The sequence below is a fragment of the Pseudomonas sp. PSPC2-3 genome, assembly GCF_049898265.1.
Classification (GTDB): Bacteria; Pseudomonadota; Gammaproteobacteria; order Pseudomonadales; family Pseudomonadaceae; genus Aquipseudomonas; species Aquipseudomonas veronii.
The window spans coordinates 444,745-465,883 of record NZ_JAFCXJ010000002.1 but is presented as its reverse complement, the minus strand read 5'-3'; the positions used below and the strand labels follow the sequence as shown (position 1 = coordinate 465,883).

Genomic DNA, 21,139 nt, shown 5'->3' with positions numbered 1-21,139 from the left:
CAACTTCCTCTACCTAGGGGTTTTCACAAAACCGGGTTTTAGGCCAAATACCTCGACACCCTGCGGCGTCGATTGCCCGGTGGTCACGGTCACGCGTTCCACCGGCTGGTCCATCGTCGGCCGATATTCGACGGTCATGTCCGGCTGGATCGCCTGGCTCGGAATCACGATCGCCTGCGCGTTGTTGTAAGTGACGATGGTCAGTCGCGCACTCATCCCCAGTCGTACCCGCTGCAATTGCTGCGGGGTCAGCCTGGGGATCGACAGGGTTACCGGGAACTGCGCGCTGCCCTGGGTCTCGCCGGCAATCGCCAAACCGCTGACCACACTCACCGAGCCGCTCAACCGTTCGCCGTCGAAGCCATCGCCCATCACTTCCACCGCCTGGCCCTGGTGCAGTTGGTTGATGTCCAGCTCGGAGACCCTGGCGACGATTTTCAGCCGTTCGATATTGGCCAGGCCGAACAGCACCTGGCCCTGGCTGACCTTGCTGCCGGCCTGCACCGGGGCGTTGGTGTTGCCCGCGCCTGCTGCCGCGTTGCTGCTTCCGGGGGCGGGCACCACGATGCCGGAGAAGGGCGCCTTGACCTCCTTGTCTTCGAGCTGTCGGTAGAGCGCGTCGTACTTCACCGTGGCATTGGTCAGCTCCATCTCGGCGATCTGTCGGTATTCGCCCTTGCCTTGCTCCAGTGCCTGTTGCAGTTCATCGCGTGCGGCGATCAGGTCCAGTTGTTGCTGCTGGGTCTGTTGCTTGAGGTCGTCCAGTTCGTTGCGCGGGATGATGCCACGCTGAAACAGGTTTTCACTTTCGGTGAGTTTGCGCTGGGTGTTGTCGGCGCTCATTTGCGCGGTGCGCAGGCTGCGGCGTGCACGGCTGACGGTGGGGCTGCTGTCCCAGTCTTGCATTTCCTGCACGGTGCGCCGGGCCTTGAGTTGCGCGGAGAGTGCATCGCGCAGTTGCACTTCGAGCAGGGCCGGGTCCATGCGCAGCAACACTTGCCCGGCGTCGACGCGTTGGCCTTGTTCCACCAGGTTGGCCTGCACATTGCCGTCGAACGGCGCGGTGAGGGTGAGGGTGGTGTCGGGCTCGATCTTGCCCACCAGGCCGATCTGATGCACCAGCGCGCCAGGCGTCACCGCCAGCCACTGTTCGGTCGGGAGGATCGGGTCGGCGGCGCTGCGATGGCTTTGCACCGCAACGCCGGCGGCCGCCAGCAGCACGATCAATCCAGCCGCCAGCAGGCGTTTTTGGTTAGTAGTCATTGAGGGCGATTTCCCAGCTTTCCAGCGTCATGCCCAGGGTCAGATCGAGCTGGGTCTGGGCGTTCAAGTAAGCGATCAGCGCATTGAGCTGCGTGTTTTCGGCGTTGCGCAGGTCGGTCTCGAAACTCAGCACCTGGAAGTTGGTGGAGCGCCCGGCGCTGAGTTTTTCGCGTTCGATCTCGATCTTGCGCCGCGACAATTCCACGGCGCGCTGGGAGATTTCGTACTGGCGCCAGCGCGTGCCGAGGTCGCGCACCACGTTGTTCACGCTGCGTTCCAGCTCCTGGCGGGCGTCGGTGATGCGGATGGCCTGATCCTCCACATTCACCCGCGCGCGCACTTCGGCCTGGCGCGTGCTGATGTCGCCGATGGGGATTTGCACCTGCACCCCGGCGTAGCTGTCCCAACTGCGGTTGTTGCCGCTGCCGGTGTCGTTGTCGTAGTTGTTGCGTATCTGGTTCGCCCCGGCCACCAGGTCCACTTGCCAGCGCCCGGAGTCTTTGGCGATCACCAGGTTGAGGTCGGCCTGCTGGCTGCCGAGCAGGGTGGCGAGGTATTCCGGTTGCTGGTTCTGCGCCAGGTTGAAGGCCTCGCGTTTGTCGATCTGCATGGGCTTGGCCTCCAGGGCTTCGGTGGCGCGGATCGGCGTCGACAGGTCGAGGGCCAGCAGGCGCAGCAAGGTCAGGCGGCTGGTGTCGAGTTGGTTCTGCGCTTCTTCCACGCCCAGTTGCTGGGTGGCGATATCGGCTTCGGTCTGCACGATCTCGAACTCGGCCATGCGCCCGGCGCTGATCAGCGCCTTGTTGACTTCCAGCAAGGTGTTGGCGCGTTTCAGCGCGTCCTGGACGATGCTCAGTTGCTCCTGGGCGCGCAGCAACTCGCGGTAGGTGGCGATGATCTGGCTGATGGTTTGTGCCACGGTGGCCTTGAGGTTCAGGCGGTTGGCCTGTTCCGACAGGCGCGACAGGCGCAACGGCGCGGTGGTCGCGTCCCAGCCGGCGCCGCGCATCAGCGGTTGGATGAGCGCCAGGTCGAGGCCGTCGCTGCGGTAGCGACCGGCCCGGTTGGCGTTATTCAGTTGCTGGGTCCAGGCCATGCTCAGGCGCGTGCCGTACTCGCCCAGCAGGCTGGTGGCAGGGGCCACGTTGGTATTGCGTGCATTGTCGGCGGAACCGCGGGAGCTGCGGTAATAGCTGTTGAGGGTGAGCTTGGGGTTGAACACGTCTTCGGCCACGCGCAGGTCGAATTTCTGCGCGACCCGCTGCAGGTAGGCGCTGCGAATCGCCGGATTGTTGCGCAGGCCCAGGTACACCGCGTCGCCCAGGGTGATGGCGGTGAGCTGGGCATTCAGCGAGACGCCGCGATCATAGCCGCTGCGCGTGGTGCTGGGCGCCGTGGGCCGGATCAGCATATCGGCGGCGACACTCGGCAGGCTGATCAGCGCCAGGAGCAGCAGCAGGCGTTTATTCATCGCGCAACGCCTCCACCGGCTGCAACCGTGAGGCCGAGACCGCCGGGTAAATGCCGAAGAACAACCCCACCAGCAAGGTGCTGCCCACCCCCAGGGGCAGGGCGGCGACCGCCAGGGCGAAGGCCCAGCCCGACAGCCAGGCGTAGAGCCACGCGGCGGTCATGCCGAGCACCGCGCCGCACAGCGCGCCGACGGCGGTGAGGGTGATGGCTTCGAGCAGGAACAGGTTGCGGATATCCCGCTGGCGTGCGCCGAGCGCCATGCGAATGCCGATCTCGCGGCGGCGTTCGGAGACGTTCATCAGCATCACGTTCATCACCCCGACACCGCCGCCCACCAGCGAGATCGCGCCCAGGGCCAGCAGCAGGTAGGCGAAGGTGCGGCTCTGCCGGGTCATGCCGTCGATCATTTGCTGGGGCACCGTGATGTCGACGCTGTGCTCGGTCAATTGGCGTTGCAGCGCGGCGGCGGCGTCCCGGGCGATGCGTTCCATGTCCTGGCCCGGCGCGGCGCGGATGATCACGTTGCCGATTTGCGGGCTGGCGTAGATGCGGCGCATGCCGTCGGCGGGAATGAACAGCGATTCGTTGGCCTGCACCGGCATCAGCATCGCCCGGGGCTGGTGGTGCAGGATGCCGACCACCTGGAACAGGTAGTCGTTGATACGCACGCGGTCGCCCAGCTTTAACGGCGCGCCGGGGGCGCCAAGGGCCTGGGCGATCTGGTCGCCGATCACGCCGTAGGTTTCGTTGGCATCGAACGCCGACAGGAAGCGCCCCTCGCGCAGCGCCAGGCGCAGAGCCGCGGGGATATCCGCTGTGCTGCCGACGAAGTTGGCGTTGACGCTGCGGCCCTGGAACACGATGGGGCCGCTGAACAGGCTCAGCGCGCCGATGTGCGCGATCCCGGGCACGGCCTGGCGCACGGCGTCGAGGTCGAGGCGGGCACGCATCGGTGCGCTGCTGTCGGCTTTGGGAGGAAACTGCGCGACCAGGGTGTCGGTGCCCATGTCCTTGAAAATCAGCGCGGCATCCACCGCCGCGTTATGCCCGATATTGATCAGCGCCACCACCGACGAACTGCCGATCACGATGCCCAGCAGCGCGAGGATCGAGCGCTTGCCCAGGGTGCGCAGGCTGACGAACGCTTCATGCAGCAATTGGCTCAGGCTCTGCTCGACCCGCAGGCTCATGGGCGCCCGGCCTCATGCACCACGCCGTTGCGCACCAGGATCTTGCGCTCCAGGCGTTCGGCGATGTGTGCGTCGTGGGTGACGATGATCAGCGTGACCTGCTGCTCGCGGTTCAGCGCCAGGAGCAGGTCCATGATGTCCTGGGCGGTGCTGCTGTCGAGGTTGCCGGTGGGTTCGTCGGCCAGGATGACCGAGGGCTTGCCCACCAGCGCCCGCGCAATCGCCACACGTTGGCGCTGGCCGCCGGAGAGGTCGGCGGGGCGATGGTGCGCGCGCTCGGCCAGGCCGACTTGTTCGAGCATGCGCAGGGCCTGCTCCACCGACTCGTGGCGTGACACGCCGCGATAACTCAGGGGCAGGGCGACATTGTCCAATGCGCTGAGGCGCGGCAGCAGGTTGAAACTCTGGAACACGAAGCCGATCTGCTGGTTGCGGATCGCCGCCAGTTCATCCGGGCTGGCGCTGAAAATGTCGTGGCCGGCAAAGCGGTACTGGCCGCAGTTGGGCAGGTCCAGCAGGCCGAGGATGTTGAGCAGGGTACTTTTGCCGGAGCCGGAGGCGCCGAGGATGCCGCAGCTGTCACCGCGGGCGATGGACAGGCACACATCATTGAGGATGGACAGGTGCTGTCCGGCGAGCTGATAGCGTTTGCCGATGCCTTGCAGGGAGATCAAGCCTGGGTGCGCGGGGGTATCTGTCATCATGACTACGCCTGCAGTCTCGACGCTGCCGTGCTGCCCCGGTAAAAATTTGTAACAAGTTCGGGAGCTGCCTGGGACACGTCACGGACTGGTTTGATTTCTTGTTTTTAAAATATTCTTTGAATACTAACCGCGTTCAACCGGCTCCGCCAGCCATCGTTGTAGAGGGTTTTTACCCTTTGAAATAAATGCACCGGGGGCAAAACCCACCGCGCAAAAATCCTTTGGTCAGCCTCGACGGGCCCGTCTGCCAAGGCTTGCGCTGATATGGCGCAGTGTCACTACTTGCTTTCGAGCGGTGGCCCCGGTATAAAAAATCAAATTTATTTTTAAAACAATATTTCCCGCGTGGAACTTTTATGGTCGTGAAGAAAGTCAGTTCTCCAAACGTTACCAAGACTCGATTGCTGGATGCGACAGAGGCTCTCTTCATCAAATACGGGTATGACGCTGTTTTGTTGCGGCAGATTACCGAGCGTGCCCAGGTGAACCTGGCTGCGGTGAACTATCACTTCGGGGACAAGGACGCCCTGATGAAAACCCTGCTGATGCAGCGCCTGGAGCCGCTCAACGAGCAGCGCCTGGAACTGCTGGCACGCTGCGAAGCCGAATCCGACGGCCCCCTCGATTGCGACACGCTGCTCGGCGTGCTGTTCGCCCCGGCCATGGGCCTGGAGCGCAGCGACCCGGCGAGTGGGGAAGGGCGTTCGTTCATTCGTTTCCTGGGGCGGGTCTACAGCGACACCTCGCCGTTTATCCAGGAATACCTCAAGGTCCATTACCAGCCGGTGTTCCAGCGCTTCTTCGAAGCCTTCGCCCTGGCCTTGCCGGACTTGCCGCGCAACGAACTGGGGGTACGCCTGCAATTTGCCCTCAAGGCGATTTCCGGTGTGATGGCCGGCACCGAACTGCGCCTGCTGATGAACTCCATGAGCCTGGGCCGCCCGGCCACGGATGCCGAAGTAATGGCCAAGTTGATCACGCTGGTCTCGGCGGCGATTCGCGTGCCGCAGCAAAGCCCCGAGGCGCAAGTGGCGTTGGCCAAGGTGCTCGATACCCAGCGCGCCATTCGCGAGCAAGCGTCCGCGCCCGCCGGCAAGGTGGCGCGCTAGCTCGAATCCGGGACAAAAAAAAGCCCGCTGGGGCGGCGGGCTTGATGTGCAACGTTTGTAACGGATGAGGCTTCACCCTACGTCCCGCGATGTGAATAAGTCGTGAAAAATATGTAAGAAGAAGTGTGAATGTGTTGGCGCAGGTAAACGCGCTAAATGCCCTCAGGTTCAGATCTTCCAGCGGCCAGCACTTTTGGCCAACTGCTGGCGCATCTCATCCACATTTGCCGCCAATTGCACGGTCAGCAACCGATACCCATCCAACGCACTGTAGACCGGCGCATCCAATGTCGGCTCGGTAGCCGTGGCCTGGCTCGGCCGCTCCAACCGTGGTGTCACGCCCGACCTCAGCGCGCGCGCCATGCCCACCAATTGCACGCGAATCTGCCGATGCTCGCCCTTCAACATTACCTGCATCCGCGCCATTGCCTGTTCGTCGCGAGGGTCTGGCCGGGTGTTGCCCAGAATCTCCAGGGTGCTGATGCACATGCGCAAATGCCGCTGGATCGTGTCCAGCTGGGTCATGGAGATCCGTACCTCCTTGGACACCGAAGGCATCAACGAACGCAGTTGCAGCATCGCTGTATTCACGCGGCTGAGCAGTTTGAGGTGTTCGTCATCAGTGACCGATTGACCGCTGATGATGCGGTTATAGATCGCGGCACAGTCGCGCAAGGCACTGGCCAGGTTGTAGCGCCAGGAGTACACGGCATACAGCGGCAAGGCGAAGGAAAACGCCAGGGCCAACGCAATACCGATCAGGATATCGACCGTGCGCCACAACCCGTCCGATAGCGGATTGTCGCCATGCCCGGCGACGATAAACACGGTGATCGCCGACAACAAGGCGGTGTATCCGCCCTTGCCGATGGCGTGATAGGAGAAGAACCCGCACACCACCGACATCAACAAGTAGGTCAGCAGCGGCTGCCCCACATACGTCTCCTGCACCACCAGCAGCAAGCCGACGCTGGCGCCGATCAGTGTGCCGTAGGCGCGTTCCATGGCTTTCTTGCCGATATTGCCGTGGTGCTGCAGGCCGCCGATCACCACCAGCATGGTCACCGACGCCCACTCGCCGTGGGGCAGGTTGATGCCGGTGGTCAGCAGGATCGTCGCCAGCAAGCCGATGGACACGCGCACGGCGTGGATCAGCTTGGCATGGCGATAGCGGCGGTAAGGGTCGAGCAGCGGGCGCAGCAGGCGCCGGGCAAATACAGGCAAGTGCAGGTTAATCAACGGCGAGGCGTCCTCTAGAAAATGTAGTCAGTGGTCAAGAAGCTCGAGTTGCGGTTGTGCAGGATCTCGCTGAGCAGTGCCTTGTTGCTGTCCTGGAACTTGGTCGCCACCAGGGTGCGGATCGAGAACACACGCAAGGCGTCATGTACCGACAGTGTGCCTTCGGCCGAGTTCTTGCGGCCGTTGAAGGGGAAGGTGTCCGGGCCGCGCTGGCACTGGGCGTTGATATTGATGCGGCCGACCTGATTGGCGAAGGTGTCCACCAGCCGTCCGATTTCGGCCGGGTCGGTGCCGAACAGGCTCAGTTGCTGGCCGAAATCCGATTCCAGTACGTAATCGATCACTGTCTCCAGGTCACGGTAGGGCACGATCGGCACCACCGGGCCGAACTGTTCCTCGTGGTACACGCGCATCTGCGGGTTGACCGGGTACAGCACCGCCGGGTAGAAGAACGAACCGCGACTGACGCCGCCATGGGCATTCATCACGCGGGCGCCGTGTTGGGCTGCATCGGCCACCAGTGCCTTGAGGTAATCGACCTTGCCCACTTCCGGCAGCGGCGTCAGCGCCACGCCGTCGTCCCACGGCATGCCGGGCTTCAAGGTCGCCAACTTGGCGTTGAATTTCTGGATGAAACTGTCGACCACGTCTTCATGCACAAACAGGATTTTCAACGCGGTGCAGCGCTGGCCGTTGAACGACAGCGAGCCGGTGACCGCTTCGCTGACGGCGTTGTCCAGGTCGACCTGGGGCAGCACGATGCCAGGGTTTTTCGCGTCCAGGCCCAGGGCTGCGCGCAGGCGGTGCGGGCGCGGGTGCAGTTTTTTCAGGTCGCTGGCGGCCTTGTTGGTGCCGATGAACGCGAAAATATCGATCTTGCCGCTGGCCATCAGCGCGCTGACGGTTTCGCGGCCGCTGCCATAGATCACGTTGATCACCCCGGCCGGGAAGCTGTCGCGGAATGCCTCCAGCAGCGGGCGGATCAACAGCACGCCGAGCTTGGCCGGCTTGAACACCACGGTATTGCCCATGATCAGCGCCGGGATCAGCGTGGTAAACGTCTCGTTCAGCGGGTAGTTGTACGGCCCCATGCACAGCGCCACGCCCATCGGTACGCGGCGGATCTGGCCGAGGGTGTCCTGTTCCAGCTCGAAGCGGCTGCTGCGGCGGTCGAGTTCCTTGAGGGCATTGATGGTGTCGGTGATGTAGTCGCAAGTGCGGTCGAACTCTTTCTGCGAGTCCTTGAGGTTCTTGCCGATTTCCCACATCAGCAGCTTGACCACCGCATCACGCTGTTCGCGCATGCGCCGCAAGAACGCTTCGACGTGGCGGATGCGGTCGACCACGCGCATCGTCGGCCATTCCCCCTGGCCGCGGTCATAGGCGCGCACGGCGGCGTCGAGGGCGCTGAGGGCGGTGTCGGCATCCAGCAGCGGCGTGCTGCCGATTTGTACGCGTTCGTCGCCCAGTTGCACCGGGCTGAGGACTTGGGCCAAGGGGCCGTTCCACACCCGCAACTGGCCGTCGACCAGGTAATCGCGCTGTTCGATGGGCGCTCCCAGGCGGAATTGCTCGGGAATATCGGCGGCGCAGGAAGGAAACAGCTGGGCGAGCAGGTTATCGGTGGTCATGTCGCTACCCCTGAAATAGTTGCAAAACATGACTAGAGAGTCACCCAACAACGGGTTCTGTGGCAAGGCTTGCGCGCTTTCTTGTACGCACGGCTGCACATGGCGGGTAAACTGCGAGGCTTTCTTGAAGGAGTTCACATGAGTCAGTACCAGCCGGGCATTCTTGCCGCACCGGTGCCTTTACAGGCACGCCATCTGTTTTTTGCCGTGGACTCCCTGGCCGCTGTACCTGCTGCGTTGAACGCATTGGTGCAGTGGGCGGATTCGGCCGCAGTGGTCGGTCTGGGTGAGCCGCTGGTCAACGCACTGGGCGCGCAGATCGAAGGGCTGCGCGCATTCCCAGCTGTCAGCGCGCCGGGCGCGCACAACCCCTCCACGCAGCAAGCATTGTGGGTGTGGCTGCATGGCGTGGATCGCGGCGAATTGCTCTTGCGCAGCCGCGCGCTGGAGAAAGCCCTGGCCCCGGCGTTCCGCCTGGTGCAGTCGACTGAAGGCTTCCGCTACAAGAGCGGTTTTGACCTGACCGATTACGAAGACGGCACCGAAAACCCCCACGACGATGCCGCCGTCGAAGCCGCGCTGACCGACAGCGGCGCCAGCTTCGCCGCGATCCAGCAATGGCAGCACGACCTCGATGGTTTTGCCGCGTTGCCTGCCCAGGAACGTGACCACATCATCGGTCGCCGCCACGGCGACAACGAAGAACTGGAGGACGCGCCCGAGTCCGCCCACACCAAACGCACCGCCCAGGAAAGCTTCACCCCGGAAGCGTTCGTGGTGCGCCGCTCGATGCCCTGGGCAGAAAACGGCCAGGCTGGCTTGATGTTCCTCGCGTTCGGGCATTCCTTCGATGCGTTTGAAGCGCAACTGCGCCGCATGAGCGGGTTGGAAGACGGCATCGTCGACGGCCTGTACCGCATCAGCACACCGTTGACCGGCGGCTATTACTGGTGCCCGCCGCTCAAGGACGGGCGCCTGGACCTGAGTGCCGTGTCGATCTGACCAGGCGTTTGCCTGGGTCATTGCGTCAGCCCACGCGCCATCACCGATACGGAGTTGGCGCGTTTTTTTTACGGGTGCAGGCAACATGAAGATGTTGACAGCCAACGCATTGGCGACTGGAAAAAATCGTCGCAGCCCGTAATCTAGAGGCCTTTTGTCACCTGTGCGGATTGTGCATGTCTTCTGTTGCCGATGGGCTGCCCCTGAATAAACGCCTGCCGGCGGTGATCGCCATTTCCCTGGGCATCGGCATGGCGACCCTGGACACGGCCATCGTCAACACGGCGCTGCCGACCCTGGCCGACGGCATTGGCACCGACTCCGCGTCGGTGATCTGGGTGGTCAATGCCTACCAGTTGGCGATCATTGCCACGGTGTTGCCCTTCGCTTCGCTGAGCGATGTGCTCGGGCACCGTCGGGTGTACCTCGGTGGCTTGTTGCTGTTTATCGTATCGTCGCTGTTTTGCGGGATCGCCGGGTCGCTGGTGACGCTCACGGCGGCGCGGGTGGTGCAGGGGCTCGGTGCGGCCGCGATCATGAGCGTCAACACGGCGTTGCTGCGGCATATCTATCCGTCGCGCATGCTCGGGCGCGGCCTGGGCTATAACTCGCTGGTGGTGGGGCTGGCGTTCACGCTCGGGCCGACGGCGGCGTCGGCGATCCTGTCGGTGGCGAGTTGGCACTGGCTGTACCTGATCAACGTGCCGCTGGGCTTGTTGGCGCTGCTGTTGGGCCTGCGCTCATTGCCGGTCATTCCCATGGCCGGGCATGCCTTCGATCGCCTCGCCGCGTTGTTGTGTGCTGGGCTGTTCGCCTTGCTGGTACTTGGCCTGGGGACGGCGGTGCATGGCGCCCAAGGTGCGTTGACCCTGGGCCTGATCGCGCTGGCGCTGGTCTGCGGCGCGCTGCTGCTGCGCCGCCAGGCCGGGCACCCGGCGCCGATGCTGGCAGTGGACTTGTTCAAGCGCCCGGTGTTTGCGCTGTCTTCGCTCACGGCGATCTGCGCCTTCAGTGCCCAGGGCCTGGCCTTTGTGTCGCTGCCGTTTCTGCTGCAGGCAGTGCTCGGGCACAGCCAGGTGGAGACCGGCTTTCTGATGACGCCCTGGCCTGCGGTCGTGGCGGTGATGGCCTTGGTCGCCGGGCGCCTGGCCGACCGCGTGTCCCTCGGCCTGTTGTGTGGGATCGGCCTGTTGATGCTGAGCGTGGGCATGGCGGCCCTGGCGACGTTGCACAATGATGCGTCGGCGTTCGAGATCGGCTGGCGCATGGCCTTGTGCGGAGCCGGTTTCGGGTTCTTCCAGTCGCCCAACCTCAAGGCATTGATGACCAGCGCGCCCTTGGCCCGCAGCGGCGGGGCCAGTGGCATTGTGGCGATCTCGCGGTTGCTGGGGCAGACGCTGGGAGCGTCGCTGGTGGCGTTGTGTTTTCACTGGTCCCTGGGCAGCGGCCCGCACTACGCGTTGTGGCTAGGCTGCGCGTTTGCGTTGGTGGGCAGCGTGGCCAGCGGCCTGCGGTTGTTGCCGTATGACAAAAAGGTTTAATCGAGCGTTGTAAAAAGCCGTTCGAGAAGGCTACGGTGGCGACCTGAATATTTCGGGATGTTTCAGATTTATGGCAAGCCAGGCCCAACGCACTGCCGACATCACCTCCCGCCGCGCCGCGCTGACCTTGGCTTTATGCCTGCCCAGTGACGTGTTGCTTTATCTGCTGCTGCCCATGGAATCCCAGGCGTTCGGCATCACGCTGGCCCAGGCCGGGGTGCTGCTGGCGGCCAACCGACTGGTGCGGATTTTCGGTTACCGCCACGTGCTCAATTTCTATGCCCGCCACGGCGATCGTCTGACCTGCATGATCGCCGCCGGTGCCGCGACGCTGTGTGCCTTGGGTAACTCGATGCTGTCGGGCTTCGCTGCATTGCTGGGCTTGCGGCTGGTCTGGGGCTTGTGTTTTGCCGCGTTGAACCTGTCGACCCAAGTGCTGGCGACCGCCGAGCCGACGGGTGCCGCACGCCGGGCAGGGCGGTCGCGGGCCTTGATCGCCCTCGGGCCGATGCTCGCATTGCCGCTCGGCGGCGGGCTGACCTTATGGGCCGGGCCGCGTCCGATCTTTCTGATTCTCGCCGGATGCTGCCTGCTGGGCTTGTGGATGGCGCGGCGGTTGCCTACTGTCGGCCATGATTTGCACAGCAGTCCGGGGCGCCGTTTCAAGTGGCCCGATAGCGTGGCGCTGTGGTCGTTTATTGAAGGCGTGGCGCTGGATGGGCTGTTTATCTTTGGCCTGTCGATCCAGGCACAGAAGCTTCTCGGGGGCGACGCGGTGCTGATCGCCGGTGCCTTGATGGCCTTGCGTTATGTCTCGGAAATGCTCCTGAGCCCGCTGGGCGGTCGCGCCGCGCAACGCTTCGGCGCCACGTCGATGCTGTTGTTGTTTTCGTTCCTGAGCGCTTTGGCCCTGGCGGCATTCGGCAGTTATTGGGTGATCGTCGGCGCGGCGGCAGTGCTGGTGTTGCGGGCGTTGCAGTTACCCCTGGTGACGACCTTGGTGGCCGAACGCAACCCCGGTTCGATGCGCGTGTCGGCATTGGCCTCCAACGCGGTATGGCGCGATATCGGCGCCGGCCTCGGGCCGCTGCTGGCGGGGTTGTTGCTGCCGGTCGCCGCGGCCCCTTGGGTGTTTGGCCTGGCGGGCGCCGCGATAGCCATCAGCGCCGTGTTCTGCTGGCGGGCAAAGCGTTCCAACTGACAATGTGAGGTAGTGTGTGACCCGACAAGAAGACTGTGTACGCGTGCTGGATGACGCCTATCGACACTGGACCGGCCAGGGCTTGCCGGCGCCCGAGCATCTGGACGCGCAGCAACGCCTGACCTGGCTGCATGCCCATGCGCCCTACAGCCTGCTGGCCCACGATGGCGCGGCGGACCCGCGGTTTAACTACGCCAATGCGTGCGCCTTGGCGTGCTTCAAATACCCGCGCGAGACCTTCATCGGCATGCCGTCACGCTTCAGCGCCTCGGAACTCGACCGCGCCGCGCGCCAGGTGTTATTGGAGCACGTCAGCGCCAACGGCATCGCCCATGGCTACAGCGGCTGGCGGGTGGATGCACATCAGCAGCCGTTCATGATCCATGCCGGTGTGGTGTGGACGTTGCTCGATGCCGCCGGCCTGCCGTGTGGGCAGGCGGCGCTGTTCTGGCCGGATGCGCAGCGTATCGGGGTGTTGGCTTAAGCGCCTTTGAAACTGTCCAGCCAGGACGGGTCGAAACGGGTTTGCTCGGTATCGAGCCCCAACGCTTGCATCTTCGCCCTATGTGCCTCGATCTCGCCGACCAACTGCACCTGGGCGCTGGAGTTGGCGTCCAGCTCATGCATCTGCGTCAGCCCCAGGTGATAGAACCGCAGCACCTTGAGCGCCGTCGGGTCATTGGCTTGCACGCGGTCGGTGACCTTGTGCATCACGTTGGTCACGCGCATCAGGTTGCGCTTGAGCTGCCAGCCATACACCGCCGGCGCCAGCCATGGCTGGGTCCAGAACGGGCCGCGCACCAGGGCGACGGTGATCAACACCCCGGCAAACACCCCACCCACGTTGTAGCGAAAGTTGTCGCCGCCGGCTTCGCCAAACAGCATCACCGCCAGGCTCGACAACAGCATCGCCAGGGCCACGAACAACACGGCCACGATCAACGTACTGCGACGGGTCTGCTGGCGGTAGGTGATGGGGTCGCAGGGTTTGAGTTCGAACATCCGGGGAAAATCTCCTTGGCGTTTGTAGGGGATAGGGCAGGGCGGCATCTTCTCATGCTTGGCGATGGGGTGTGCGGTAAACACGTTGAGCGAAGGCGTGTGGGGCGTTCTCGATGATCGATTACAAGCAGCCCCGGCCCGGATCGCACACGCAATGTCCCGAAAGAGCGTGAGCAACCAAATGCTGTCGAAAAAAAAGCCCCGTCGTTGAACGGGGCGTTTGTTTATTTGGGCGGTACCCAGTTGACGTCGGTGATGCCGTACTTCTCGGCCCAGGGCCGGGTGGTTTTTTTCACCTGTTCGTGGCCGACCCGACCGATGCGGCTGACATGCGCAATATCGGCATCAACGGCCGCCCAGTGCCAGGCCTCGGCGTTATTCATCACTTCGGCACGCACCACGAAAGACTTCGGTTGACCGTGCAGTTGATAGGTAATGGTGTAGATTTTTGCGCTACTCATGTTGCCTCCCTGTCTTGTTATAGATGGATAGGAAAGCGTTTAAAAAGGTTCATTCGAAATGACAAATTGCCGGTCCGGACGGCATAGTGGGGCCTTCGCCACGCGCCCAAGGATCGCGTCATGTCCCGCCTGACCCAAAGCCACCTGTACCTGCAACGCCTGGGCTACGCTGCGCCGCCGCCGCCGACCCTGCAAACCTTGCAGGACCTGCAATTGCGGCATGTGTGTACGTTCGCCTTTGAAAGCCTGTCGACCCTGCTGCGCTTGCCGGTGCCGATCGACCTGCCCAGCGTCGAACAAAAAGTCTTGCTCGATGGACGCGGCGGGTATTGCTATGAACTGAACCAACTGTTTCTGGAACTGCTGCAGGAGTTGGGCTTCGACGCACGCGGCATCACCGGACGGGTCGTGATGGGCGGGCCACCGGACGCACACACCGCGCGTACCCATCGCCTGAGCCTGGTGACGGTGGACGGTGTGCGCTATATCTGCGACGTCGGCTTTGGCGGCATGGTGCCGAGCAGCCCGTTGCTGCTGGACAGCGCAGCGATCCAGGCCACCGCCCACGAACCCTTTCGGCTGACCGTTAAGCACGGCAGCTACACCCTGTGGGCCGAGGTCGGCGGGGAGTGGCGTGGCTTGTATGTGTTCGACCTGCAGGTGCAGGCAGACATCGACTATGAAATCGGCAACTGGTACGTCTCCACCCACGCGGGCTCGCCGTTTCTCGGTCAGTTGAAAGTGGCACTGCTCGCGCCGGGTAAGCGTCACACCTTGAACAACGGCCACTACGCGATGCACTCCCTGGACGGTCCCAGCGAAAAACGCGCGATAGCCAGTGCCGATGAATTGCTTGATGTGCTGCGCGGCACCTTTGGCCTTCGCTTGCCAGTGCATCAGCGGCTTCGCGAAACGCTCGATGGTTTAGTGTCGGCCAATCTTTAGACGCATTGAGGCCGCATCTTCTCTGGCCCATAAACGCAAAAACGGCACCCGAAGGTGCCGTTTCTGTTTACTGCATACCGCTAAGCGATCAAACGCCCAGTACCGCGTGCTGCACCAAAGTGAGCAACGGTTGTGGGTACACGCCGAGGAAGAAGGCGAGCACGGCGATGGCCAGCAGCATCACGCCACCGGCTTTCTGTTCCCAGTGCAGCTCGGCATCCACACGACGCAGGTTTGGCTCGATCAGGTACAGGGTGACCATCACGCGCAGGTAGTAGAACACGCCGATGGCGCTACCCAGGATGAGCGAGGCAACCAGCCACCATTGATGCGCTTCAACGCCGGTCGCGATGATGTAGAACTTGCCGATAAAGCCCGCAGTCAGCGGGATACCGGCCAGGGACAGCATCATCAGGGTCAACACGGCGGTCAGGTACGGACGGCGCCAGAACAGGCCGCGGTATTCGTACAGGGCGTCGGCGTCACGGCCTTTGTAAGGCGAGGACATCAGGGTGATGACACCGAAGGCGCCGAGGCTGGTGATCACGTAGGTGACCAGATACACGCCGATCGCTTCCAGGGCCAGGCCTTTGCTCGCCACCAGGGCGATCAGCAGGTAGCCGAAGTGGGCGATGGACGAGTAACCCAGCAGACGCTTGAGGTTGTTCTGGGTCAGCGCCAGCAGGTTACCGAACAGGATCGAGGCAACGGCGATCACGCTCAGTACGTCGCTCAACACGCCGGTGTTGGCCGCCGGGGAGATCTGGAACAGACGCACCACCACCGCAAACACCGCAACTTTCGTCGCCGTGGCCAGGAACGCGGCCACCGGCGCCGGAGCGCCTTCGTACACGTCCGGTGTCCACAGGTGGAAGGGCACCAGCGACAGTTTGAAAGCCAGGCCGATCAGCATCATCGCCAGGCCCAGTTGGGCGATCGGCGCAGGCATGCTGGTGGCCGCCAGGGCGTGGCCGATACCGGTGAAGCTCAGGCTGCCGGCTTCGGCGTAGAGCAGGGCCATACCGAACAACAGGAACGCGGAACCGGCGGCCGACAGCACCATGTACTTGATGCCGGCTTCCAGGGAGCGCTTGTTGAAGAAGGCGTAGGCCACCAGGCCGTAGGTCGGGATCGACAGCAGTTCCAGGCCGATGAACAAACCGGCCAGGTGCTGCGCGCTGACCAGCACGATGCCGCCGGCCGCAGCCAGCAGGATCAGCAGGTACAGCTCTTCGCGGTTGCCCGGGTAGCCGGTGCCGCCTTCGCCGAGGTAGGCGTGGGCGAGGGTGACGCAGGCCAGGGTGGCGACGAGGATCAACGCGATATACAGCAGCGCGAAGTCATCGATCATCATCAGCGGGGTCACCGCCAGGGGCGCGACCTTGAGTGCCGGGATGATCGACAGCAAGGCCAGGTTCAAACCCGCACAGGACAGCAGGAAGGTTTGCGCATGATTGCGACGCCAGGCGATCGACAGCATCACCACCACAATGGTGAGGCTGGTGATCAGCAGCGGCGCAAGCGCGATAAAGTGTTGGATCGTGAATTCCATAGCGCTCTTACCGGGCCGAAGCGAGTTGAGAGAAGGCGGTGCCGAACCACTGCTGCACGCCATGCATCGTTGCGGCAGAAGTGTCCAGGAACGGTTGCGGGTACACGCCGATGTAGATCAGCAGGACCGCCATACCGAGCACCATGATCAGTTCGCGAGCATCCATCCCGCGCAGGACGGTGTCGGACTTGGCCGGACCGAAGTACGCACGGTGGATCATGATCAGCGAGTAGACCGAACCGAATACCAGGCCGGAAGTAGCGATGGCGCTGATCCACGGTGTCTGCACGAAGGTCCCCATCAGGATCAGGAACTCGCCGATGAAGTTACCGGTGCCCGGCAAGCCCAGGGACGCGGCGGCAAAGAATAGGCTGATCGCCGGCAGGTAGGCGATGCGCGACCACACGCCACCCATCTCACGCATGTCACGGGTGTGCAGGCGCTCGTACAACTGACCACTGAGGATAAACAGTGCGGCGGCTGAAACACCGTGCGCCAACATCTGGATCACGGCGCCTTGCAACGCCACCTGGCTGCCGGAGTAGATACCGATCAGTACGAAACCCATGTGGGAAACGGACGAGAAGGCAACCAGACGCTTGATGTCGGTTTGCGCGAAGGCCAGGAACGCACCGTAGAAGATCCCGATCAGACCCAGGGTCATGGCGATCGGCGCGAACTCGGCCGAGGCATTCGGGAACAGCGGCAGGGCGAAACGCAGCAGGCCGTAGGCCGCCGTCTTCAGCAGGATACCGGCCAGGTCCACGGAACCGGCGGTCGGCGCCTGGGCGTGGGCATCCGGCAGCCAGGAGTGGAACGGCACCACCGGCAGCTTCACCGCGAAGGCGATGAAGAAGCCCAGCATCAGGATGTACTCGGTGGTCAGGGACATCTTGGTTTTCAACAGATCGGCGTAGTTGAAGGTAATCACGCCCGTGCTGTTGAAGTTGACCAAGACCAGACCCAGGATCGCCACCAACATGATCAGGCCGGAAGCCTGGGTGAAGATGAAGAACTTGGTCGCCGCGTAGATCCGGGTTTTCTTGCCGTCCGAAGAACTATGACCCCAGAGCGCGATGAGGAAGTACATCGGCACCAGCATCATTTCCCAGAAGAAGAAGAACATGAACAGGTCGAGGGCGAGGAACACGCCGACTACGCCGCCCAGGATCCACATCAGGTTCAGGTGGAAGAAGCCCACGTGACGCTGGATCTCTTTCCAGGAGCAGAGTACCGAGAGGACACCCAGCAGGCCGGTCAGCAGGATCATCAGCAACGACAGGCCGTCGAGGGCCAGGTGTACGTTGATGCCGAAGCGCTGGATCCAGACGTGCTTGAACTCAAGCGCCCAGGTCGGATCGGCGCCAGGCGCCGGAGCAAATGAATAGTCGCCATGGGCCCACAGCCAGAGGCCGAGCGCGAGTTCCAGGGACATGGTCAGCAACGCAATCCAGCGGGGGAGGGTGGCGCCGAAGCGTTCACCCATCCAGCAGAGCAGGCCGCCGATAAAGGGGATCAGGATTAGCCAGGGCAGAATCATGACGGGCTCGTTTCCTTTCGCAAGTTCGCAAAGTTCGCAATGTACTTAGACATGGTCAGACCGCTACCACAACGATGGCGCCGATCACCAGAACGGCACCGGCCGCCATGGAAGCTGCATACCATCGTAATTGGCCAGTCTCGCTGCGGCTCAGGGCGGTGTGGCTAGCCTTGGCGGCACGCGGGATCAAACCGATGGTCTGGTCGAGCGGGTCTTTGCGCAGTACGTGGCTGATCGCAAGGTAAGGCTTGACGAACAGTTTGTCGTAGATCCAGTCGAAGCCCCAGGCGGCGAACCACCAGGCCGAAAGGAAACGGCCGATGCCACTGTTGGCGACGGCAGTGACGAAGCGACGCTTGCCGAGGAACAGCAGGGCCGCCAGCAGGATACCCGCGATGGCAATGGCGCCCGAGGCGATTTCCAGGCTGTGCTGGGCCTCGCCGCCGGCATGGCCGACGCTTTCCGGCAGTACGCCGGCCAGTGGCGGGGTGATCATGGCGCCGATGAAGGTCGACAGGATGATCAGCACCGACAGCGGCAGCCAATGCGAGATACCGTGGCCTGCGTGTGCTTCGGTCTTGGCTTCACCGTGGAAGGTGATGAAGATCAGGCGGAAGGTGTACAGCGAGGTCATGAACGCACCCACCAGGCCTGCGTAGAGCAGGTTCTGGTTACCGCTGGCAAAGGCTTCCCAGAGGATTTCGTCTTTCGAGTAGAAACCGGCGGTCACCAATGGCAGTGCTGCGAGTGCGGCACCGCCGACGATGAAGCTGGCGTAGGCCAGTGGCAGTTTCTTCCACAGGCCGCCCATCTTGAAGATGTTCTGCTCGTGGTGGCAGGCGACGATCACCGCACCGGAGGCGAGGAACAGCAGGGCCTTGAAGAACGCGTGGGTCATCAGGTGGAAGATCGCCGCGTCCCAGGCGCCGACGCCCAGGGCCAGGAACATGTAGCCGATCTGGCTCATGGTCGAGTAGGCGAGGATACGCTTGATGTCGGTCTGCACCAGCGCGGCGAAGCCGGCCAGTACCAGGGTCACGCCGCCGACCACGCCCACCAGGTGCAGGACGTCCGGCGCCAGGGTGAACAGGCCGTGGGTACGGGCGATCAGGTAGACACCCGCGGTCACCATCGTTGCGGCGTGGATCAGTGCCGAAACAGGTGTCGGGCCGGCCATCGCATCCGCGAGCCAGGTTTGCAGCGGCAGTTGCGCGGATTTACCGACAGCGCCGCCCAGCAGCATCAGGGTCGCCAGGGTGATCCAGAAGTCGCCGACCTGGAATTTCTGCGGTGCCAGCACCAGCAGTTCCTGGATGTTCAGCGTGCCCACCTGTTGGAACAGGATGAACAGGCCGATGGCCATGAACACGTCGCCGATCCGGGTCACGATAAAGGCTTTGAGTGCCGCGTTACCGTTGTTGCGGTTGCTGTAGTAGAAACCGATCAACAGGTACGAGCACAGGCCCACGCCTTCCCAGCCGAAGTACAGGAACAACAGGTTATCGCCCAGCACCAGGAACAGCATGCTGGCGATAAACAGGTTGGTGTACGCGAAGAAGCGCGAGTAACCGGCTTCACCGCGCATGTACCAGGACGCGAACAGGTGGATCAGGAAACCTACACCCACCACCACGCCGAGCATGGTGATCGACAGGCCGTCGACGTAGAGGGCGAAGTTGGGCTTGAAGCCCTCCACCGACATCCACTGCCACAACACCAGGGTGTAGTGGCCGCCTTCCGGCGGCGCGACGTTGAATTGCCAGATGACGTAGGCGGCGACAATCGCCGACAGGCCGATGGAGCCCACGCCGACCAGGGCCGAGAGGTTTTCCGACCAGCGTCCGCGAGAGAACGACAGCAGCAGGAAACCGATCAGGGGAAATACGAAAGTCAGAAAGATCATGTTCATCCGCGCATCTCACTGGCAGCGTCGATATCAAGCGTGTGGAAGCGACGATACAGTTGCAGCAGGATCGCCAGGCCAATACTGGCCTCGGCGGCTGCCAGGCTGATCACCAGGATGAACATGACTTGTCCATCTGGTTGGCCCCAACGGCTACCTGCCACGATGAACGCCAGTGCCGCAGCGTTCATCATGACTTCCAGGCTCATCAACACGAACAAAATGTTACGGCGAACCATCAGGCCGACCAGGCCAAGGCAGAACAGGATGCCGGCGACCGCCAGACCATGCTCCAAAGGGATAGCAGGCATCATCATTGCTCCTTGGCTTCGTTACGGCCCAAGTGGAAGGCGGTGATGACTGCGGCGAGCAGCAGCATCGAAGCCAGTTCGACCACCAGCAGATACGGGCCGAACAGGCTGACGCCCACGGCCTTCGCGCCAACGGTGGTGTGGCCGATGGCCTGGCCGCTCTGGTGAGCGAACAGGACATACAGCAGTTCAGCCAGCAGCAGCGCGGCGAGGACCACCGGGCCGAGCCAGATGCCCGGCTTGAGCCAGACGCGTTCCTGGGCGACCGAGGCCGGCCCGAGGTTGAGCATCATCACCACAAACACGAACAGCACCATGATGGCGCCAGCGTAGGCGATCACTTCCAGTACACCGGCGAACGGTGCGCCGAGGCTGAAAAAGGTCATGGCCACGGCGATCAGCGAAATGATCAGGTAGAGCAGGGCGTGCACGGGGTTGGTGTTGGTGACCACGCGAAGCGTGGACACCACTGCAATACCCGATGCGAAATAGAAAGCGAATTCCATCTTTCTTCCTTAAGGCAGCAAGCTCTTCACGTTGATCGGCTCGGCTTCGTTTTGTGCGGCGCCTTTCGGCTTACCGGCAACGGCCATACCTGCAACACGATAGAAGTTGTAATCAGGGTTTTTACCGGGACCAGAGATCAGCAGATCTTCTTTCTCGTACACCAGGTCCTGACGTTTGAACTCGGCCATCTCGAAATCCGGTGTGAGCTGGATCGCGGTGGTCGGGCAAGCTTCCTCGCAGAGGCCGCAAAAAATGCAGCGCGAGAAGTTGATGCGGAAGAAGTCCGGGTACCAGCGACCGTCTTCGGTTTCAGCTTTCTGCAGGGAGATGCAACCCACCGGGCACGCCACGGCGCACAGGTTGCAGGCTACGCAACGCTCTTCGCCATCGGGGTCGCGGGTCAGTACGATGCGGCCGCGATAGCGCGGCGGCAGGTACACCGCTTCTTCCGGGTATTGCAGGGTGTCGCGTTTGCGAAAGCCGTGACCGAACACCATCACCAGGCTTCGCAACTGGGTACCGGTACCCTTAACGATGTCGCCAATATATTTGAACATGGGTCAAA

At 62.8% G+C, this 21,139-nt stretch carries 20 protein-coding genes; 6 read left to right on the top strand and 14 right to left on the bottom strand.

Translation table 11 applies throughout. The features are described from left to right. Positions 1-9 precede the first annotated feature (9 nt). The 4 genes from ACP7E3_RS06045 to ACP7E3_RS06030 are packed head-to-tail and all read right to left on the bottom strand — an operon-like array spanning position 10 to position 4,630. Positions 10-1,263, bottom strand: a complete 1,254-nt coding sequence (locus ACP7E3_RS06045; RefSeq protein WP_108525099.1) for an efflux RND transporter periplasmic adaptor subunit — start codon at positions 1,261-1,263, stop codon at positions 10-12. Continuing rightward, positions 1,253-2,734, bottom strand: coding sequence for a TolC family protein (locus ACP7E3_RS06040; RefSeq protein ID WP_426122559.1), 1,482 nt, complete (start codon positions 2,732-2,734; stop codon positions 1,253-1,255). The genes ACP7E3_RS06045 and ACP7E3_RS06040 overlap by 11 nt, the downstream gene beginning before the upstream one ends. Beyond that, positions 2,727-3,926, bottom strand: a complete 1,200-nt coding sequence (locus tag ACP7E3_RS06035) for an ABC transporter permease (RefSeq protein WP_426122557.1) — start codon at positions 3,924-3,926, stop codon at positions 2,727-2,729. Before ACP7E3_RS06035 ends, ACP7E3_RS06040 begins: the two co-directional genes overlap by 8 nt. After that, the gene (locus ACP7E3_RS06030; RefSeq protein WP_017848077.1) at positions 3,923-4,630 is read right to left on the bottom strand and encodes an ABC transporter ATP-binding protein; all 708 of its coding nucleotides are present in this window, start codon (positions 4,628-4,630) and stop codon (positions 3,923-3,925) included. Before ACP7E3_RS06030 ends, ACP7E3_RS06035 begins: the two co-directional genes overlap by 4 nt. Positions 4,631-4,986: 356 nt before the next feature. Between ACP7E3_RS06030 and ACP7E3_RS06025 the strand changes: the two genes are divergently transcribed. Continuing rightward, on the top strand, positions 4,987-5,739 hold the full coding sequence (locus ACP7E3_RS06025) for a TetR/AcrR family transcriptional regulator (protein WP_017848076.1): 753 nt from the start codon (positions 4,987-4,989) through the stop codon (positions 5,737-5,739). 168 nt (positions 5,740-5,907) lie between these two features. On the opposite strand, the gene ACP7E3_RS06020 is transcribed toward ACP7E3_RS06025, so the two are convergent. Continuing rightward, positions 5,908-6,969 carry an FUSC family protein gene (locus ACP7E3_RS06020; RefSeq protein WP_057004491.1) on the bottom strand — a complete coding sequence of 354 codons (1,062 nt, stop codon included), beginning with the start codon at positions 6,967-6,969 and terminating at the stop codon, positions 5,908-5,910. Between the two features lie 23 nt (positions 6,970-6,992). After that, positions 6,993-8,609, bottom strand: coding sequence for an NADP-dependent glyceraldehyde-3-phosphate dehydrogenase (locus tag ACP7E3_RS06015; RefSeq protein WP_017848074.1), 1,617 nt, complete (start codon positions 8,607-8,609; stop codon positions 6,993-6,995). 138 nt (positions 8,610-8,747) lie between these two features. On the opposite strand from ACP7E3_RS06015, the gene ACP7E3_RS06010 reads away from it, so the two are divergent. The 4 genes from ACP7E3_RS06010 to ACP7E3_RS05995 all read left to right on the top strand — a co-directional run bounded on the left by ACP7E3_RS06010 (position 8,748) and on the right by ACP7E3_RS05995 (position 12,837). Next, the gene (locus ACP7E3_RS06010; RefSeq protein ID WP_017848073.1) at positions 8,748-9,611 is read left to right on the top strand and encodes a Dyp-type peroxidase; all 864 of its coding nucleotides are present in this window, start codon (positions 8,748-8,750) and stop codon (positions 9,609-9,611) included. 176 nt (positions 9,612-9,787) lie between these two features. Then, a complete protein-coding gene (locus ACP7E3_RS06005; protein ID WP_046382901.1) occupies positions 9,788-11,152 on the top strand; it encodes an MFS transporter in 1,365 nt (454 codons plus the stop codon). A gap of 70 nt (positions 11,153-11,222) precedes the next feature. After that, positions 11,223-12,353 carry an MFS transporter gene (locus tag ACP7E3_RS06000; RefSeq protein WP_201021181.1) on the top strand — a complete coding sequence of 377 codons (1,131 nt, stop codon included), beginning with the start codon at positions 11,223-11,225 and terminating at the stop codon, positions 12,351-12,353. Positions 12,354-12,396: 43 nt separating this feature from the next. After that, entirely contained in the window at positions 12,397-12,837 is a 441-nt protein-coding gene (locus ACP7E3_RS05995) for an MEKHLA domain-containing protein (protein ID WP_046382903.1), read from the top strand. Here ACP7E3_RS05995 and ACP7E3_RS05990 read toward each other — a convergent pair. Together ACP7E3_RS05990 and ACP7E3_RS05985 are read right to left on the bottom strand one after the other, a co-directional pair. Further along, positions 12,834-13,355 (bottom strand): DUF3087 domain-containing protein, encoded by a 522-nt coding sequence (locus tag ACP7E3_RS05990; RefSeq protein WP_426122553.1) that lies wholly within the window; start codon positions 13,353-13,355, stop codon positions 12,834-12,836. The two genes, ACP7E3_RS05995 and ACP7E3_RS05990, sit on opposite strands and share 4 nt — an antisense overlap. A 224-nt stretch (positions 13,356-13,579) precedes the next feature. After that, entirely contained in the window at positions 13,580-13,816 is a 237-nt protein-coding gene (locus ACP7E3_RS05985; RefSeq protein WP_046382905.1) for a DUF6555 family protein, read from the bottom strand. 120 nt (positions 13,817-13,936) lie between these two features. On the opposite strand from ACP7E3_RS05985, the gene ACP7E3_RS05980 reads away from it, so the two are divergent. Further along, positions 13,937-14,761: an arylamine N-acetyltransferase family protein gene (locus tag ACP7E3_RS05980; protein ID WP_201021180.1), complete on the top strand. Its 825-nt coding sequence runs from the start codon at positions 13,937-13,939 to the stop codon at positions 14,759-14,761. An 88-nt stretch (positions 14,762-14,849) separates the two neighbouring features. On the opposite strand, the gene nuoN is transcribed toward ACP7E3_RS05980, so the two are convergent. Genes nuoN through nuoI form a run of 6 tightly spaced genes read right to left on the bottom strand, consistent with a single transcriptional unit; the run spans position 14,850 to position 21,131 of the window. Then, positions 14,850-16,313: an NADH-quinone oxidoreductase subunit NuoN gene (nuoN, locus tag ACP7E3_RS05975; protein ID WP_017848066.1), complete on the bottom strand. Its 1,464-nt coding sequence runs from the start codon at positions 16,311-16,313 to the stop codon at positions 14,850-14,852. Between the two features lie 7 nt (positions 16,314-16,320). Beyond that, the gene (nuoM, locus tag ACP7E3_RS05970) at positions 16,321-17,853 is read right to left on the bottom strand and encodes an NADH-quinone oxidoreductase subunit M (RefSeq protein WP_010566880.1); all 1,533 of its coding nucleotides are present in this window, start codon (positions 17,851-17,853) and stop codon (positions 16,321-16,323) included. 55 nt (positions 17,854-17,908) lie between these two features. Beyond that, positions 17,909-19,762 carry an NADH-quinone oxidoreductase subunit L gene (gene nuoL / locus ACP7E3_RS05965; RefSeq protein WP_017848065.1) on the bottom strand — a complete coding sequence of 618 codons (1,854 nt, stop codon included), beginning with the start codon at positions 19,760-19,762 and terminating at the stop codon, positions 17,909-17,911. After that, complete coding sequence (nuoK, locus tag ACP7E3_RS05960) at positions 19,759-20,067, bottom strand: NADH-quinone oxidoreductase subunit NuoK (protein WP_026140165.1); 309 nt, start codon at positions 20,065-20,067, stop codon at positions 19,759-19,761. The genes nuoL and nuoK overlap by 4 nt, the downstream gene beginning before the upstream one ends. A 2-nt stretch (positions 20,068-20,069) precedes the next feature. Beyond that, positions 20,070-20,573, bottom strand: coding sequence for an NADH-quinone oxidoreductase subunit J (gene nuoJ / locus ACP7E3_RS05955; protein ID WP_017848063.1), 504 nt, complete (start codon positions 20,571-20,573; stop codon positions 20,070-20,072). 9 nt (positions 20,574-20,582) lie between these two features. Further along, positions 20,583-21,131, bottom strand: a complete 549-nt coding sequence (nuoI, locus tag ACP7E3_RS05950; protein ID WP_003174725.1) for an NADH-quinone oxidoreductase subunit NuoI — start codon at positions 21,129-21,131, stop codon at positions 20,583-20,585. Positions 21,132-21,139: the final 8 nt, after the last annotated feature.

Coding starts and splice junctions, on each gene's coding strand:
- ACP7E3_RS06045 (WP_108525099.1), bottom strand. CDS start 1,263: ATGACTACTAACCAAAAACGCCTGCTGGCGGCTGGATTGATCGTGCTG.
- ACP7E3_RS06040 (WP_426122559.1), bottom strand. CDS start 2,734: ATGAATAAACGCCTGCTGCTGCTCCTGGCGCTGATCAGCCTGCCGAGT.
- ACP7E3_RS06035 (WP_426122557.1), bottom strand. CDS start 3,926: ATGAGCCTGCGGGTCGAGCAGAGCCTGAGCCAATTGCTGCATGAAGCG.
- ACP7E3_RS06030 (WP_017848077.1), bottom strand. CDS start 4,630: ATGATGACAGATACCCCCGCGCACCCAGGCTTGATCTCCCTGCAAGGC.
- ACP7E3_RS06025 (WP_017848076.1), top strand. CDS start 4,987: ATGGTCGTGAAGAAAGTCAGTTCTCCAAACGTTACCAAGACTCGATTG.
- ACP7E3_RS06015 (WP_017848074.1), bottom strand. CDS start 8,609: ATGACCACCGATAACCTGCTCGCCCAGCTGTTTCCTTCCTGCGCCGCC.
- ACP7E3_RS06010 (WP_017848073.1), top strand. CDS start 8,748: ATGAGTCAGTACCAGCCGGGCATTCTTGCCGCACCGGTGCCTTTACAG.
- ACP7E3_RS06005 (WP_046382901.1), top strand. CDS start 9,788: ATGTCTTCTGTTGCCGATGGGCTGCCCCTGAATAAACGCCTGCCGGCG.
- ACP7E3_RS06000 (WP_201021181.1), top strand. CDS start 11,223: ATGGCAAGCCAGGCCCAACGCACTGCCGACATCACCTCCCGCCGCGCC.
- ACP7E3_RS05990 (WP_426122553.1), bottom strand. CDS start 13,355: ATGTTCGAACTCAAACCCTGCGACCCCATCACCTACCGCCAGCAGACC.
- ACP7E3_RS05985 (WP_046382905.1), bottom strand. CDS start 13,816: ATGAGTAGCGCAAAAATCTACACCATTACCTATCAACTGCACGGTCAA.
- ACP7E3_RS05980 (WP_201021180.1), top strand. CDS start 13,937: ATGTCCCGCCTGACCCAAAGCCACCTGTACCTGCAACGCCTGGGCTAC.
- nuoN (WP_017848066.1), bottom strand. CDS start 16,313: ATGGAATTCACGATCCAACACTTTATCGCGCTTGCGCCGCTGCTGATC.
- nuoM (WP_010566880.1), bottom strand. CDS start 17,853: ATGATTCTGCCCTGGCTAATCCTGATCCCCTTTATCGGCGGCCTGCTC.
- nuoL (WP_017848065.1), bottom strand. CDS start 19,762: ATGAACATGATCTTTCTGACTTTCGTATTTCCCCTGATCGGTTTCCTG.
- nuoK (WP_026140165.1), bottom strand. CDS start 20,067: ATGCCTGCTATCCCTTTGGAGCATGGTCTGGCGGTCGCCGGCATCCTG.
- nuoJ (WP_017848063.1), bottom strand. CDS start 20,573: ATGGAATTCGCTTTCTATTTCGCATCGGGTATTGCAGTGGTGTCCACG.
- nuoI (WP_003174725.1), bottom strand. CDS start 21,131: ATGTTCAAATATATTGGCGACATCGTTAAGGGTACCGGTACCCAGTTG.